Annotated in this window: 14 protein-coding genes; 4 read left to right on the top strand and 10 right to left on the bottom strand. The window is 72.8% G+C overall.

Annotated elements, in window-relative coordinates:
- Positions 1 to 22: 22 nt before the first annotated feature.
- Positions 23 to 1,999, bottom strand: coding sequence for a Stk1 family PASTA domain-containing Ser/Thr kinase (gene pknB / locus CRYAR_RS31905; protein ID WP_035868474.1), 1,977 nt, complete (start codon positions 1,997 to 1,999; stop codon positions 23 to 25).
- A 204-nt stretch (positions 2,000 to 2,203) separates the two neighbouring features.
- On the opposite strand from pknB, the gene CRYAR_RS31900 reads away from it, so the two are divergent.
- The 3 genes from CRYAR_RS31900 to CRYAR_RS31890 are packed head-to-tail and all read left to right on the top strand — an operon-like array spanning position 2,204 to position 3,185.
- A complete protein-coding gene (locus CRYAR_RS31900) occupies positions 2,204 to 2,560 on the top strand; it encodes an Rv2175c family DNA-binding protein (RefSeq protein WP_035856956.1) in 357 nt (118 codons plus the stop codon).
- Positions 2,557 to 2,880, top strand: a complete 324-nt coding sequence (locus CRYAR_RS31895; RefSeq protein WP_035856955.1) for a lycopene cyclase domain-containing protein — start codon at positions 2,557 to 2,559, stop codon at positions 2,878 to 2,880. Before CRYAR_RS31900 ends, CRYAR_RS31895 begins: the two co-directional genes overlap by 4 nt.
- Entirely contained in the window at positions 2,877 to 3,185 is a 309-nt protein-coding gene (locus tag CRYAR_RS31890) for a lycopene cyclase domain-containing protein (protein ID WP_035856954.1), read from the top strand. Before CRYAR_RS31895 ends, CRYAR_RS31890 begins: the two co-directional genes overlap by 4 nt.
- Here CRYAR_RS31890 and CRYAR_RS31885 read toward each other — a convergent pair.
- From CRYAR_RS31885 to CRYAR_RS31855, 7 genes are read right to left on the bottom strand one after another with little or no spacing between them, the layout of a single operon-like run.
- Positions 3,130 to 3,582, bottom strand: coding sequence for a VOC family protein (locus CRYAR_RS31885; RefSeq protein ID WP_035856953.1), 453 nt, complete (start codon positions 3,580 to 3,582; stop codon positions 3,130 to 3,132). The two genes, CRYAR_RS31890 and CRYAR_RS31885, sit on opposite strands and share 56 nt — an antisense overlap.
- Positions 3,579 to 4,025, bottom strand: coding sequence for an AraC family transcriptional regulator (locus tag CRYAR_RS31880; protein ID WP_035856952.1), 447 nt, complete (start codon positions 4,023 to 4,025; stop codon positions 3,579 to 3,581). Before CRYAR_RS31880 ends, CRYAR_RS31885 begins: the two co-directional genes overlap by 4 nt.
- Entirely contained in the window at positions 4,022 to 4,963 is a 942-nt protein-coding gene (locus tag CRYAR_RS31875) for a phytoene/squalene synthase family protein (RefSeq protein WP_035856951.1), read from the bottom strand. Before CRYAR_RS31875 ends, CRYAR_RS31880 begins: the two co-directional genes overlap by 4 nt.
- Positions 4,950 to 6,428 (bottom strand): polyprenol phosphomannose-dependent alpha 1,6 mannosyltransferase MptB, encoded by a 1,479-nt coding sequence (gene mptB, locus CRYAR_RS31870; protein ID WP_157018230.1) that lies wholly within the window; start codon positions 6,426 to 6,428, stop codon positions 4,950 to 4,952. The genes CRYAR_RS31875 and mptB overlap by 14 nt, the downstream gene beginning before the upstream one ends.
- Positions 6,429 to 6,441: 13 nt before the next feature.
- On the bottom strand, positions 6,442 to 7,929 hold the full coding sequence (gene crtI / locus CRYAR_RS31865) for a phytoene desaturase family protein (RefSeq protein ID WP_035856950.1): 1,488 nt from the start codon (positions 7,927 to 7,929) through the stop codon (positions 6,442 to 6,444).
- Positions 7,930 to 7,972: 43 nt separating this feature from the next.
- Positions 7,973 to 9,343, bottom strand: a complete 1,371-nt coding sequence (locus CRYAR_RS31860; RefSeq protein WP_157018228.1) for a Tat pathway signal sequence domain protein — start codon at positions 9,341 to 9,343, stop codon at positions 7,973 to 7,975.
- A gap of 51 nt (positions 9,344 to 9,394) precedes the next feature.
- Positions 9,395 to 10,489 carry a polyprenyl synthetase family protein gene (locus CRYAR_RS31855; RefSeq protein WP_035856948.1) on the bottom strand — a complete coding sequence of 365 codons (1,095 nt, stop codon included), beginning with the start codon at positions 10,487 to 10,489 and terminating at the stop codon, positions 9,395 to 9,397.
- Between the two features lie 38 nt (positions 10,490 to 10,527).
- Here CRYAR_RS31855 and metF point away from each other — a divergent pair, with 38 nt between their 5' ends.
- A complete protein-coding gene (metF, locus tag CRYAR_RS31850; RefSeq protein WP_035856947.1) occupies positions 10,528 to 11,439 on the top strand; it encodes a methylenetetrahydrofolate reductase [NAD(P)H] in 912 nt (303 codons plus the stop codon).
- On the opposite strand, the gene CRYAR_RS31845 is transcribed toward metF, so the two are convergent.
- Positions 11,436 to 12,926, bottom strand: coding sequence for a phytoene desaturase family protein (locus tag CRYAR_RS31845; protein ID WP_035856946.1), 1,491 nt, complete (start codon positions 12,924 to 12,926; stop codon positions 11,436 to 11,438). The genes metF and CRYAR_RS31845 overlap by 4 nt on opposite strands.
- A 23-nt stretch (positions 12,927 to 12,949) precedes the next feature.
- Positions 12,950 to 15,046, bottom strand: coding sequence for an Hsp70 family protein (locus CRYAR_RS43925; RefSeq protein ID WP_051571211.1), 2,097 nt, complete (start codon positions 15,044 to 15,046; stop codon positions 12,950 to 12,952).
- Position 15,047 lies beyond the last annotated feature (1 nt).

Below are 15,047 nucleotides of genomic sequence, written 5' to 3'. Positions count from 1 at the left end.
CCGAGCTTAACCGCCGGTGGGCTCAGCCGACGAACAGCCGGACCCGGCTGTTACCCGCGACGCTGTCCCCGGCCGACGGCACCTGGAAGAACACCCGCGCTTCGTCGTCACCGCGGCCGCCGCCCTGGCGATCGGCGCGCAGCCCCGCCTCTTCCAGGATGTCCCGCGCCTCGTTGAACCGCTTGCCGACGACGTCGGGCACCTCGACCTGGGCCTGGCCCTGCGCCACCTCCAGCTTGATCGTGGTGTCGCCGCTGACCTGGCCCTTGTCCGGCGTCTGCTCGATGACCTTGCCGGCCTGATCGGGGTTGTCGGACTCGACGATCTCGATCGTGAACTGGAGGTTGAGCTCCTGGAGGCGCTGCTCGGCCTCCTCGCGGGACCGGCCTTCCAGATCCGGCAGTTCGACGCCCTTGCCCCGGCTGATCAGCATCAGCACGGTCGAGCCGTACTTCGCTTTCGTGCCGAGCAACGGGGTCGTCGAGATCAGCTTGTTGGACTCGACGTCGTCGCTGAAGTCGTAGTCCTCCGCGACCTTGAAGCCGGCCTTCTCCAGTGTGGTCCTGGCCTCGCCCTTGCTCTTCTTCGCCAGGGTGGCCGGAATCGTGACGACGTTCGGGCCCTTGGAGATCGTCACCGTGACGGTGCCGCCCTTGCGGATCCGCCCGTCGGCGTCCGGTGACTGATCGAAGACCCGGCCGTTCAACGCCTTGTCGTCGTTCTTCTCCAGGACCTCGATCCGCAGGCCCTGCGTCTTCGCGCGGTTGATCGCGTCTTCCCGGTTGAGCCCGTCGAACGACGGGGTCGACGTGTACCGGCCGACGCCGAGATACCAGCCGGTGCTCGCGGCGATCAGCGCGACCACGACGATCGCCGCGATCAGCGCGAGCCGGCGGTGCTGCGGGCTGAGCCGACCGAGCGGACCGGGCAGCGACGGCCCGTTGGCCCGATGACCGCCGCCCAGCGGAGCGACGTTCGGCATCATCGCGGTGCCGCGCGCTTCGTGGCCGCGCGGGACGACCTGGGTGTGCTGGCCGGGGGACTGCGGCACCGGCACGGCGGCGGACGCGGTGATCGTCGGCGGCCCGCTCGGCTGGTTCAGGCCCTGCAGGATGCCGGTGCCCGACACGCTGCGCGTGCTGCGGCCCTCGAGCTCGTCACGCACCACGCGCAGCTCGTCGAGGAACGCACCGGCGTCGTCCGGGCGCGCGTTCGGATCGCGCCGGGTGGCGCGCATCGCGAGTTCGTCGATCGCCGGCGGAACCAGCGGTGCACGCGACGACGGCGGCGGCACGTCCGCGTGGACGTGCTGGAACGCGATGTTCACCGAGGAGTCGCCGCCGTAGGGCACCGAGCCGGTGAGCATCTCGAAGAGCATGATCCCGGCCGAGTAGACGTCACTGCGCGTGCTCGCCTGGCCGTAGGTGATCTGCTCGGGTGAGACATAGGCCACAGTGCCCATCACGACACCGCGGGTGGAGGTCGGACCCACCGACGCGACCGCGCGGGCCAGGCCGAAGTCGGCGACCTTCACCGCGCGACCGTCCGAGCCGATCAGCACGTTCTCCGGCTTCACGTCGCGGTGGACCATGCCGGCGCGGTGCGCGGCGGCCAGCGCGTCGAGGACCGGGTCGAGGATCGCGAGCGCGTCCGACGCGGGCAGCCGGCCCCGCGCGGTGAGCACGTCGCGCAGCGTGCGGCCCTGCACCTGCTCCATGACGAGGAACGCGAGGCCCTCGTGCACGCCCTGGTCGTAGACCGCGACGACGTGCGGATGGCTCAGTGCGGCCGCCGAGCGGGCTTCCTGGATGAAACGGTGGACGAACGCCGGGTCGGAGGCGTACCCCGGATGCATGACCTTGACCGCGACGGTTCGTTCCAGACGTTCGTCGACGGCGTCGTACACGGTCGCCATGCCACCGCGCGCGATCCGCCCCCGAATTCGGTAGCGCCCCTCGAGCACGGAACCCACCATGGGGTCGGCCAGCGTCCTGTCCACGGGCATCAGTGTACGGAGAGACTGTCGACGAGACAGGCGACCTGCCATCCCGGCCGACAGAACGTCGCCCCCCAGGCTCGATGGTGACCTTTGGTCATGATATGACCACGGAGTTTCATGTCCGAGCACACGGATTGCGACGACAAATGGTTCGCGCCGGACGCCGTTCGTCGCTCAACCGAGACGTCGTGGGATCGTGGTGGCGTGGAACCGAGTGAATGGCTGACCGTCCCCGAGGCCGCCGAGCGGCTCGACGTCCGGGTGACGCGGGTGCACCAGATGGTGAAGAGCAACACGCTGATCGCGGTCCGCCGGGACGGTGTCCTGAAGCTGCCCGCCGACCTCGTCCCCGACCTGCGCTCGGAGGCGGGGCAGAACTCCAACCTGGCGCGCCACCTGGCCGGGGTGCTCACCGTGCTGCACGACGCCGGCTACCAGGCCGAGGAAGCGTTGACCTGGCTCTACACCCCCGACTCGACGCTGCCCGAGGGCACGCCGGCGGCCGCGCTGAGCGAACGGCCGACCGAGGTCAAGCGCCGAGCGCAGGCACTGGGCTTTTGAGACACCTCAGTTACCTGGCCGTTCTCGTCTTCGTGGTGATCGGTTCCGGCTGGCTCGAGGTGTTCCTGCGCGTACGGGTGTACCGGCGGTGGAAGCGGCTGCTGCTGGCGCTGGCTCCGACGGTCGTGATCTTCGTCGCCTGGGACCTGGCCGCGATCGCGGCCGACCACTGGACGTTCGACTTCGGCCAGATGACCGGGGTCAGGTTCGGGCCGCTGCCGTTGGAGGAGCTGTTGTTCTTCCTGGTGGTGCCGGTCGCGGCGATCCTGTCGTTCGAGGCCGTCCGGAAGGTCACCCAGTGGAAGGCCGGCGACGAGTGACGTACACGCAGGCCGCGTTGCTCGGCGTCGTCGGCGCGCTCGTCGTCGACCTCTTCGTCTGGCGGACCCGGCTGATCACCCGCCGGGTCTGGTGGGTCTCCTACGCGATCGTCGTGTTCTTCCAGCTGCTGACGAACGGGTTCCTCACCGGACGTGGGATCGTGCTGTACAACCCGGACGACATCATCGGGTGGCGGCTCGTCTACGCGCCGGTGGAGGACCTGTTGTTCGGGTTCGCGATGGTGCTGCTCACGGTGTCGACGTGGATTCGGCTCGGCCGGGCGAGAATTCCGTCATCTGAGTGAGCCGCACGTTGTTGCCGGACGGATCCCGGAACGACGTGTCGATGCCGTAGGCCTGCGGCGTCGGCGGGTCGTTGAACTCGACGCCGCGCGCGGACAGCTCGTCGTAGGTGGCCCGGCAGTCGTCGGTCTCGAGGAACAGCGTCCCGCCCGCGCCCCGGGCGACGAGTTCGGCCAGCTGCGCCGACGCGGTGCCGTCGAGCAGCGGCGCGCCCGGGACGGGCATCAGCACCAGCCCCACGTCGGGCTGTCCGACCGGACCGACGACGAGCCAGCGGAACGCCCACTCCGGCATCGTGACGTCCGAGCGCACCTCCCACCCGAGCTTGCCGACGTAGAAGGCCAGCGCCTCGTCCTGGTCGTGCACCCAGAACTGCGCGTTCACGATCCGTGTGGTCATACCGGCGAATCTACGGACGGTGACGGCGGCACGTCTTCTCGAAACGTGCGGTAAACCGGGCGCGCGTAGCTGCGCGCGACGCAGAGCGGTATCCGGATGTGCCTGGTCGCCGGCGGGAACGACGCCCGGTAGGCGACCGGGGAGCGCCCGAACGCCCGGCCGAACGCGGTCGTGAACGAACCGACGCTGGTCAGCCCGACGGCGTGGCAGATGCGGGCCACCGTCCAGTCGGTGTCGCGCAGCAGCGCCGCGGCGCGCTCCAGGCGCCGGGTGAGCAGGTACTGGTGCGGCGCCTCGCCGAACACCCGGCGGAACTCGCGGCTGAAGTGCGCGGGCGAGAGCCCGGCCGCGCGGGCCAGGTCACCGACCGTGATCGGCTCGGCGTACCGGACGTCGGCCAGGTCACGCGCGCGCTGCAGGTGCCTGACCGGGTGCGTGCTCACGGGCGCGGCGCCACCGGCGACGTTCGCCGCGCCCGGATCGCGCGGGCCAGCGCGGGCAGCGCGACGGCCGCGCGGCGGGTGTTGCTGACCGCGACCCGGCGGTCGAGCACCTGGTAATCAGCGCGCTCGACCGCGTCGAGGATGCCGCCGTAGAGCCGGAACGCGGTCTTCATGCACTCCTGGCTGGCCGGGTGCAGCAGCCGCAGGCCGGGCCAGGCCGCGCGGTAGACCTCCCGGCAGCGGGCCACCTCGAACGCCAGCAGCCGCCGGACCGGGCCGTCCACCACGCCCCGCTCCAGGTGCTCGCGGTCGACGCCGAACAGCGCGAGGTCCTCCATCGGCAGGTAGATCCGCCCTCGCCGGAGGTCCTCACCCACGTCCCGGATGAAGTTCGCCAGCTGGAACGCGACGCCGAGGTCGGCGGCGTACGGCTCGACGACCGCGCGCGGTACGCCCGGGTGCTCCAGGATCGGCACCATCTGCAGTCCGATCACGGCGGCCGACCCGTAGACGTAGGTCATCAGGTCGTCGTAGGTGGCGTACTCGGTGACGGTGAGGTCCATCCGCATCGAGTCGAGGAACGCGTCGAGGTAGCGGCGGTCGATGTCCCAGCGGGTGACGGTGTCGACGAGCGCCCGGGTGATCGGGTGGTCGGACGACCCGCGGTCGAGGTCGGCGCGGACCTCGGCGGCGAACGCGTCGAGCGTCGCGGCTTTCTCGGCGTCCGAGAGCGTGGAGCTCAGGTCGTCGACGATCTCGTCGGCGTAGCGGGCGAAGCCGTAGAGCGCCTGCACGTACGGGCGCTTGCCGGGCGGGAGCAGCAGCGTCGCCAGGTGGTAGGTCTTGCCGTGTTCGGCGAGGAGGTCGCGGCACTCCGCGTAGGAGGCGCGCAGTTTCGGATCGGTGATTCCGGCGGCGTCCAGTTCACGCTCGCTCATGGCTCGCTGCCTTCCAGCTGACGTAGCCCACCGCGGCCGCGGTGAGGAGAAGGTCGAGGATGGTGCCCGGCACCTCGGTGGCGCGGGCGAGGTTGTAGCCGTTGGGGAGGACCAGGAAGCAGAGCGCGGCGCTGAGGACCGCGATCGCCCGGGTGAACCGGGGCCACGCGTCGGTCGCGGCGGCGAGCGGCACCAGCGCCCACACCAGGTACCAGGGGTGGAACGAGGCCCCGAGGAACGCCAGCACCAGGAACGCGGCCGCGCACGCCCCCGCGATCCGCCCGGGTCCGTCGTGGCGCACCCGCCACCAGAGGACGACGAGCAGCACCGCGGTGACGAGCGTGCCGAGGGCCCTGGCGGCGTCCAGGACGGTGTCGTCGGCGGTGGTGAACCAGCCCGCGGCCAGGCCCCAGCCGGTCGGGATCGAGGTCCACTGCGTACTCATCCCGTTGGTCACCGAGAGCGCGTGGACGAAGCCCGCGTCGAGGCCGGCCGCAAGGCACACGAGCGCGACCACCAGCACCGTCGCGGCGCCGGCGACGGCCCCCACCTGGACGCGGTGCCACCACCACCGCCACCCGGGGGCGGCGGGCCGCGCGGCGGCGACCAGCAGGACGACGAACGGCAGCGCCACGACCGCCGACACCTTCGTCGCGACCGCGAACCCGGCCAGCGCGCCGGCCCCCGCGGCCGCGACCCACAGCCGGTCACCGGCCCGGACGGCCACCAGCAGCGCGCCGGCGAGGAACGGGAGCATCAGGGCCTCGTTGTGCCCACCGGCGATCAACACGCTCAGCACCAGGGGATTCGCGATCACCAGCCACTGGGCGCGGCCCGGCTCGGCGCCGAACGCGGTGGCCAGCCGGGGCACGAGCAGGGCGAGCGCGAGGACGCCGAGCACCGCCAGCGCCCGCAGCCCGAACACCGCGACGACGAGGTTGCCGTGCGCGGCGTCGGCGATCCGGCTGCTGAAGAACAGGAACAGCGGACCGTAGGGCGCGGGTGTCCCGGCCCAGGTCGGGGAGATCGACGTGAGCCAGTCCACGCCGGGCCCGCTGGTCATCGCGTCCGGCCCCACCTGGTACGGGTCGTACCCGCGGGCCAGCAGCAGGCCCTGTGCGCCGTAGATGTAGAGGTCCCGGCTGAACAGCGGCGGCGTCAGCGCGAGCGGGACGGCCCAGAGCGCGGCGGTGCGCGTGATCCAAGGCGCGTCGGCCGGGCGGACCCGCCACCAGGCCAGCACGAGCAGCGCCATTCCGACGGCGGCCAGCGCGATGCAGACGCCGGGCCCGGCGCCGTGGCGCAACAACCGCAGCACCGGAGCGTCGGACAGCGGATCGGGGCGCGGCAGCGCACCGGCGCCCAGCCCGCCGACCGCCACCAGCGCGGACCCCGCGAGCCCCAGCCACCGCGACCGGGTCAGCCGGTCGCGTTCGACTCCGACGGCGGTGGCGGGCGCGGACACGACCACCATGGTGTCAGCCCTGGGGACCGGTGATCCGCTCGGCCGCGAGCCGACCCGACACCAGCACCATCGGGACGCCGACGCCCGGCTGCGTGCCCGACCCGGTGAACACCACGTTCTCCAGCCCCCGGGCGAGGTTCGTCGGCCGGAACGGGCCGGTCTGGAAGAACGTGTGGGCGGCCGCGAACGGCGCCCCCATCGCCAGCCCGGAGGCCTGCCAGTCCGCGGGGGTCACGGTCCGCTCCACCTCGATGCCGTCGCCGAACCCGACGTAACCCCGCTGCTCGAGCACCGCGAGGAGCTCGTCGCGGTACCGCGGCCCGACCACCGACCAGTCGATCGGCGCCCCGGCGTGCGGCGTGGGGGCGAGCACGTAGTAGGTCTGCCGCCCGTCGGGGGCCAGCGACGGGTCCGAGCGCGTCGGGTTGCACACCAGCAGCGACGGGTCGCTCATCAGCTCCTGGCGGTCGATCAGCTCGGTGAACGTCCGCTTCCAGGCCCGTCCGAAGTGGATGTTGTGGTGCACGGTCTTCGAGTACGTGGCGGTCGAACCGACGTGCAGCAGGAAGCAGGACGGGGAGTAGCGCAGCGACCCCAGCCGCCGCGGAGCCACCGACGAGGGGAGCAGGTCGCGGTAGGCGACCGGCAGGTCCGGGTTGAGCACGACGACGTCGGCCGCGATGCGCTCGCCGTCGCTGGTGCGCACCCCGGTCGCGCGGCCGTTGCGGGTCTCGACCTGCGTGACGGTCGTGCCGTACCGGATCCGCGCGCCGTGCTTCTCGGCCGCCGCGGCCAGCGCCGAGGGCACCGCGTGGATACCGCCGCGGGGGAAGAACACGCCGGCGACCGAGTCCATGTACGCGATCACCGCGTAGATCGCGAGCGCCTGGAACGGCGAGACCCCGGCGTACATCGCCTGGAAGCTGAAGATCCGCTGGGTCCGCGGGTCCTTCAGGTACTGGCCGACCTTGGGCGCGAGGCGCCGGAAACCGCCGAGCGCGAGCAGCCGGGCGACGCCGGGGCCGACCAGGTCGAGCGGGGAATCGAGGTTCCGGTCGATGAACTCGTCCATCTCCAGGCGGTAGAGCTCGGAGACGAAGTCGACGAACTTGCGGTACCCGGCGGCCTCGGCCGGCCCGCAGACGCTCGCGATCTCCGCGGCCATCCGCTCGGTCTCCGGGTGGACGTCGAGCGTCGAACCGTCCGGGTAGAACGCCCGGTAGAGGGGGCTGACCGGATCGAGCGTGAGCCAGTCGTCCATCCGCTCGCCGACCGCGCCGAACGCGTCCTCGATCAGGTTGGGCATCGTGAGGACGGTCGGGCCGGTGTCGAACTGGTAGCCGTCGACGGTCAGACGCCCGGCGCGCCCGCCCGGTACGTCCTCACGTTCGACGATCGTCACCTGCCGTCCCGCGCCGAGAAGTCTCAGCGCGCACGAGAGGCCGGCGAGGCCGGCTCCGACGACGACGACGTGATCTGTTGGCCCCTGAACCGTACGCACGCTCGAACCGTATGGCACGCGGATGTGATCGGCATTTCGGGAGCTACACCGGGGGTTTCCGGTCGAGCGCGTAGGGGTTGCGGCCGGTCGCGGCGAGCAGGAACCAGGCCGTCGTGCCGACGTGCCGGTACGGGTAGTAGCCCGACTCGGTCACACCGGTGTGCAGCGGGCCGGACGCCGCGATCAGGCCCTCGCCGGTCGGCGCCGGTTTCGCGCCGGCGGTCCGGCCACCGACGAACCGCGCCTGCACGTCGACGAGCGCGGTGAGCCGGGCGTACGCGGCCGTGCGGTCCCCGGTGTTGCCCCGGCTGAGCAGCGCGGCCGCCAGCTGGGCCGACCCGGCGTACCAGACCGCGTCCGGGTCGGGCCGGCTCAGGCCGGGCTCGATCGGCTGGTCGGGGTCGGCCTGGCGGCTCCAGTCGCTGAACGTCACGCCGGTGGCCGTCTGGTCGGCGGTCAGGACACTGTTCGGGCTGCCGGGCGTGTCGGTGGTGGTCAGGGCCGAGGTCACGTAGTCCAGCCCGGCGGTCCGCGCGGCCGGGCGCAGCGCGAGCACCGGCACGGTCTGGGCCTCGGTGGTCACCGGGAAGGCCGCGGCCAGCACGCCGTCGTACGAGCCGGACGCGTAGAAGGTGCCCTGCCACATCGCGGCCACGAACGCGGCCGCCCGGTCCCGGCGCTCGGTCCACCCCTTCGCGCCGGTGAACGCGGCCAGCTGGCCGAAGAACGCCGCCAGCGCCGCGTTCTGGGCGGTGTCGGTGCGAGTGAGGACGCTTCCGGCCCGGTCGATGCCGGCCCGGAAGCCGCCGAGGCGAGCGTCGGACGAGCAGTTCGCGACGACCCAGTCGCCGAGCGCCACGGCCGCGGTCCCGTAGGCCGCACCGAGGCCCCGGCGCGCCAGCGCGAGCAACGCCAGCCCGGCCAGCGCCTGGTCGCCGGTGCCACTGCCGCTGTGGTCGAAGACGTTGCCGGCGTTCACCAGACCGTCCGGCTGCACGAACCCGTTGGCCTGCACGACGCCGTTCCTGTTGTCGTACGGCCCGACCGTGTACGACTCGCGCAGGCGGCCGTCCCGGTACGCCGGGTCGTGCTGCTGCGCGTAGCGCAGTGCGTCGCCGATCGTCTTCGCCCGGGCGAGCGAGGCGTCCGTGCCGTCGGCCAGGTAGGCCAGCGCGGCCAGGGCGGCGTCGGCCGTGTACGCGGAGGCGTAGAACCCCGCCTCGTCGGTGTAGGACTGCGGAAGCCGCAGCTCGCCGTAGGCCGGGTAGTGCACGTCCATCGCGGTGTCGAGGAACCGGTAGCCGGCCCGCAGCGCCGGATGGTTCGCGGCCTCGGCCCGGCCCGCCCCGACGCCCACCGCGGCCAGGCCGAACAGCGCGGCGCTACCGGCGAGCACTCCCCGTCGACTGATCACAGTCTTCATTGGGCCCGGGCCGGGTTGCAATCGGCTTCGACACGCCGACGGTCACGCCGTCCTGGCCGTGGCGGCGGCGGCGAGTTCGCCCAGCGCGTCGGCGGCTTCGGCGTCGAACGCCGCGGTCCTGAGCACCTCCAGCGCGCGGGTGGCCAGCGCGCCGATGCGCTCCTCGGTGCGGGTGAGCGCACCGGTCTCGACGAGTACCCCGCGCAGCGCCTCGACCCCGTCGTCGGTCAGCTCGGGGTCGCCGAGGTGGCGGTCGATCAGCTCGGTCTGGGCGGTCGTCGCCCGCTCGGCCGCGTAGGCGAGCAGCAGCGTGCGCTTGCCCTCACGCAGGTCGTCGCCGGCCGGTTTGCCGGTCTCGGCCGGGTCACCGAACACCCCGAGCACGTCGTCGCGCAGCTGGAACGCCTCGCCGACCGGCAGGCCGTAGCGGCTCAGCGCCTCGGTGAGGTCCGCGCCGGCGCCCGCCAGCGCGGCGCCCAGGTGCAGCGGACGCTCGACGGTGTACTTCGCCGACTTGTAGCGCACGACACGCATCGCCCGGTCGACCGAGTGGTCGCCCTGCGCCTGCGCCAGCACGTCGAGGTACTGACCGGCCATGATCTCGGTGCGCATCTCGTCCCACACCGGGCGGGCCCGCTTCAACGCGTCGTCGGGCAGGCCGGAGCGGTCGAGCATCTCGTCGCCCCAGATCAGGCAGGTGTCTCCGAGCAGGATCGCGGCCGCGGTGCCGAACTTCTCGGCGTCGCCCTCGTACCCCTCGGCCCGGTGCAGCGCGGCGAACCGCTTGTGCACGGCCGGCTTCCCGCGCCGGGTGTCCGAGCCGTCCATGACGTCGTCGTGGATGAGCGCGCACGCCTGCACGAACTCCAGCGCGGCGACGGCGCGCACGACGGCCTCCGAGTCGTGGCCACCGGCGGCCCGGAACCCCCAGTACCCGAACGCGGGGCGGAGGCGTTTGCCGCCGTCGAGGAAGTCCACGAGGGCATCGGCGACCGGACCGAGCTCCGGGCCGACCAGCGCGAGGTGTCCGCGCTGACGGTGGAGCTGGGCGCGGAGGGACGCGCTGACGCGGGTGCGCAGGTCGGCCCGGTCGAGCGTTGAGACGGGCACGCGGAACTCCTTCTTTGACGGGTTCATGTCAAGGTAGCTGGTCGACAGGACTACAGTCTTGGCACATGGCAACCGGTGTCTCCGTTCGGCGGACGTCCGTGGGTGACCTCGTCCGGAACGAGGCGCCGACGTTCTCGTTCGAGTTCTTCCCGCCCAAGACCGACGCCGGGGAGCGGCAGCTCTGGCAGGCGATCCGCGAGCTCGAGGCGTTGCAGCCCTCGTTCGTGTCGATCACCTACGGGGCTGGTGGGTCCAGCCGCGACCGCACGGTCTCGATCACCGAGCGGATCGCGTCGGAGACGACGCTACTGCCGATGGCGCACCTCACCGCGGTGGACCACTCCGTGTCCGAGCTGCGCAACGTGATCGGGCACTACGCCGCGGCCGGCGTGCACGACGTGCTGGTGCTGCGCGGCGACCCGCCGGGTGACCCGCAGGCGGAGTGGGTGGCGCACCCCTCGGGCTACGAGTACGCCAGCGACCTGGTGCGGCTGGTGCGTGACTCCGGCGAGTTCTGCGTCGGGGTGGCCGCGTTCCCGGAGAAGCACCCGCGGTCGCCGGACTTCGAGTCCGACGTGCGGTTCTTCGTGGACAAGTGCCGTGCGGGCGCGGACTTCGCGATCACGCAGTTCTTCTTCAACTGGGAGGACTGGGCGCGGCTGCGCGACGCGGTGGAGGCCGCCGGGTGCGACGTGCCGATCGTGCCGGGCGTGATGCCGGTGACGAACGTGTCGCAGATCGAGCGGATGGCCGTGCTGTCCGGGGCGGAGTTCCCGGCCGACCTCGCCGCGCGGCTGCGTGCGGTCGCCGACGACCCGCTGGCCGTGCGGGCGATCGGCGTCGAGGTGGCGACCGAGCTGTCGGTGAAGCTGCTCGCCGAAGGCGCGCCCGGCATCCACTTCATCACGCTCAACCGGTCGGCCTCGACCCGTGAGGTGTGGGCGAACCTGGCCCCGGCCTCGGTCGCCGTCCGCTAGGCCGGTCCGATCAGCCCCGCGACGGTCTGAGCCGAGAGCGTCACCAGGGGAAGGCCGCCGCCGGGGTGGGAGCTCCCGCCGACCAGGAACAGCCCGGGGACGGCGCTGCGGTTACCCGGGCGCAGGAACGCCGCGCTCGCGCCGTTGCTCGACGTGCCGTAGATCGCGCCGCCGACCGCGTGCGTCCGCGCCTCGAGGTCGGCGGGCGTGCGGATCTCGCGGAACACGATGCGGTCGGACAGGTCGTACCCCCGCTCGGCCAGGCGTCGCACCAGCAGGTCCGCGTACCGCTCGGCCAGGCCCGGCGTCCGCCAGTCCACCGCGCCCCTACCGACGCCCTGCCGCGCGGCGTTCACCAGCACGAACCACGCCTCGTGCCCGTCGGGCCGCACGGCGGGATCGTCGGGTACCGAGAGGTAGAGCGTGGGGTCCGGGACCGGACGGCCCGGGTCGCCGAAGACGTGGTCGAACTCGGCGTCGTAGCTGCCGGGCAGGTCACCCGGCGGGAACAGCACCGTGTGGTGGGCCAGGCCGGGCGTCCGCCCGCGCACTCCGAGCAGCACCACGAAGCCGGAGAGCGACGGGGTGGTGCGCCGCAGCCGCCGGGCCGCCGAGGGCACCCTGATCAGGTCCGAGTAGACGTGTGCGGCGTCCGCGTTGGCCACGACCACGTCGGCCGGCAGGTGAGCGCCGTCGGCCAGCTCGACCCCGGTCACCCCGGCGCCGTTCGCGGTGATGCGGGTGACCTCGGTGCCGGTGCGGATCGTGACCTTGTGCTCGGTGCAGCGATCGAGCAGCGCGTCGGCGAGCGTGCGCAGCCCGCCACGCACGTACCAGCCGCCGTACTTCAGCTCGGCGAACGGCACCGAGGCGAGCGCGGCCGGTGCCCGGCGGGGGTCGGACCCGGTGTAGGTCGCGTAGCGCTCGACGAACTGGCGCAGGCGCTTGTCGCGGAGGTAGGCCCGGGCCAGCCCGCGCAGCGAGCGGCCGGGCGCGATCGTCAGCAGGTCGGTCGTGCGCGTCGCGTAGCGGGCCAGCGTGCGGGGGCCGTCCAGGGTCGAGGCCAGGAACGGTTCGTAGGTGGCGTCCCAGATGCGTTCGGCGCGGGCCCAGAACGCCGCCCAGTCGCGGCCGGCCCCGCCGCCGAACGCGTCGTCGATCCGCCGGCGGAACTCGTAGGGGTCGGCGCAGGACCTCAGCTCGGTACCGTCGCCGAAGCGGTAGTGCGCGATCGGGTCGAGCGGCTCCAGATCGAGCACCGACTCGAGCGGATCGCCGGTCTCCCGGAAGAAGTCCGCGAACACCTGCGGCATCGTGACCAGGCTCGGACCGGTGTCGAAGCGGAACCCGTCGCGGGTCAGCAGCCCGAGCTTGCCGCCGACCTCGTCGGCACGCTCGCACACCGTGACCCGATGTCCACCGACCGCCAGCCGGGCGGCCGCAGCCAGCCCACCGACTCCGGCTCCGACCACCACGACATCAGCCACAGTGCGATTGTCGTCGATGCGGCTCACAGCGGCAGGTCGAGGTCCCTCGTCATCGCGGGGGTGCGGGTCTCGCCGGCGTGGACGTCGACCAGCCGGAGCCGGTAACGGCCCGTCGCGGGGGAGGCGACCAGGAAGCCCGGCGTGACGTTGCGGTGGACCTCCGGGCCGTAGAGCGCCTCGTTGACCGAGGTCGTCGAACCGGTCTCGGTGCCGCCGGGCTCGGCGAGCACGAGGTTGTCGGTGCCGAAGTAGTGGCCCGCGCCCGCGCTACCGGTGTACTGGGCGTCCACGACGCAGGTCAGGGCCTGGTAGCCGGCGTCGGCCTGGCCGTTGTAGTCGAAGAAACCGCCCCGGAGGTGGCACGAGCGCACCGTGACGACCAGGTCGCGCAGGGCCAGCTTCACCGGCCTCGGCAGGACGCTACGTGGCTCGTGGGCGACGAGTTCGCCCTTGTCGCCCGCGGGAACGGTGGCCCTGGCCTCGTCGCCGCGGCCGATCGTGACGAGGCCGTCGGCGATGCTCGCGTCGACGTTCACCGAGCGGGCCGTGTAGCTGATGCGTGTCGTGCGTCCGCCCGCGACCGGGTCGAAGGTCGTCGGGTCGAGGGCGGTCTGGACGCCGTCGAGCGTGAACGTCATCGTGACGTCGGGGCTGAACGGGTCCGCGCCTTCGTTCCGGACCGTGGTCTCGAGGGTGAGCCGGTTCTGGTCGTAGGTGAGCCGGCCGAGGGTGATCTTCAGCGGGCCGTACCAGGCGGTCTTGTCGACGGCGACCTCCTGGTGTCCGGCGCCGGGGGAGGCCGACGCGAGGTCGGTGGGGTCCGATCCGCCCCGGGGCCAGTTGATCCAGGCCGCGATTCCGGCCACGACCGCGAGCGCGAGCAGTCCCGCCGCGGCGGCGATTCCCCGTCTTCGCTCCGCCAGGCCCCGGGGCGGTTCCGGGGCGGACTCCTGGTCCGGCGGCGTCGGCAGAGGTGACCCGGCCGGCGATGGCCCGGCTTGTGGTGGCCCGGCGGTCGGGGGAACGGCGGTCGGGGGAACGGCGGCCGGTGGCTCGTCGAGGCTGCCCATTGCCACCACCAGTTCGGGCTGCTCGATGACGGTGGGGGCCACCCCGATGCGGTGGTGGAGGATCGTGCCGACCAGCGGCACCCGGCTGGATCCCCCGACCAGGAACACCCCGGCGAGCTGGTCGGCACGCACCCCGGCGCGCTGCAACGCACCCGCGGTGACGTCCGCCGTCCGCTCCAGGTACGGCCGGGCCAGCTGCTCGAACTCCGGCCGCGTCACGTGCACGTCCAGATCGAGCATCGGGATCAGCAGGGTCGCGACCGACGTCCGCGACAGCTGCTCCTTCGCCGCACGCACGTCCTCCCAGAGCATCCGGTTCCGGCGGCGGGCGGCGTCGTCGGCGGGGTGCATCAGCCGGGCCCAGACGTCCGGCGACCGGGCCCCGACCGTCGTCCCCAGGTGCTCGACGATCGCCGCGTCGAGATCCAGCCCGCCCACGTCGGGCAGACCGTCGGACGCGAGCACCCGCCAGCCCGCACCGGCCGCCTGCAGCACCGCGGTGTCGAACGTGCCGCCGCCGAAGTCGTACACCAGTAACGCGGCCCCTTCCGGCACCGAGCGCCCCAGCACGCCGGTGAAGTAGCGGGCCGCCGCGACCGGTTCGGCCACCAGCGACACCGCGGGCAGCCCGGCCTCCGCCCCGGCGTCCACCAGCAGCTGACGACGCCGGGCACCCCACTGGGCCGGGTGGCTCAGCACGATCCGGGCCGGCAGGCCACCCGCGACCCGGGCGGCCTCGTCGGCGACCCGGCGCAGCACCCCCGCGACGAGACGCGCCACCGGCACCTGCTGCGATCCCAGCAGCACGGTTCCGTCGTCCACCCGGCGCTTCGGGTTCGGCTCGAAACGCGACGGTTCGAGCCGCGCTGCCCGTTCCGCGTCGCGCCCGACGCTCACCCGGCCGGCCGATCCGACCAGCACCGCGGACGGCAGCAGGAAGCTGCCGTCGAACATCAGCGGCTGAGCCCGCCCGTCCCGTCCGCGCAGGGCCGCGACGGTGTGGGTCGAACCGAAGTCGATGGCCAGGTCAGGTCCGGAGTACCCGCGCACG

The organism is Cryptosporangium arvum DSM 44712 (assembly GCF_000585375.1).
Classification (GTDB): domain Bacteria; phylum Actinomycetota; class Actinomycetes; order Mycobacteriales; family Cryptosporangiaceae; genus Cryptosporangium; species Cryptosporangium arvum.
Note: the sequence above shows the minus strand (reverse complement) of the source record. Positions and strands in the feature narration are given on the sequence as shown.

Coding starts and splice junctions, on each gene's coding strand:
- CRYAR_RS31885 (WP_035856953.1), bottom strand. CDS start 3,582: ATGACCACACGGATCGTGAACGCGCAGTTCTGGGTGCACGACCAGGAC.
- CRYAR_RS31875 (WP_035856951.1), bottom strand. CDS start 4,963: ATGAGCGAGCGTGAACTGGACGCCGCCGGAATCACCGATCCGAAACTG.
- CRYAR_RS31855 (WP_035856948.1), bottom strand. CDS start 10,489: ATGAACCCGTCAAAGAAGGAGTTCCGCGTGCCCGTCTCAACGCTCGAC.
- metF (WP_035856947.1), top strand. CDS start 10,528: ATGGCAACCGGTGTCTCCGTTCGGCGGACGTCCGTGGGTGACCTCGTC.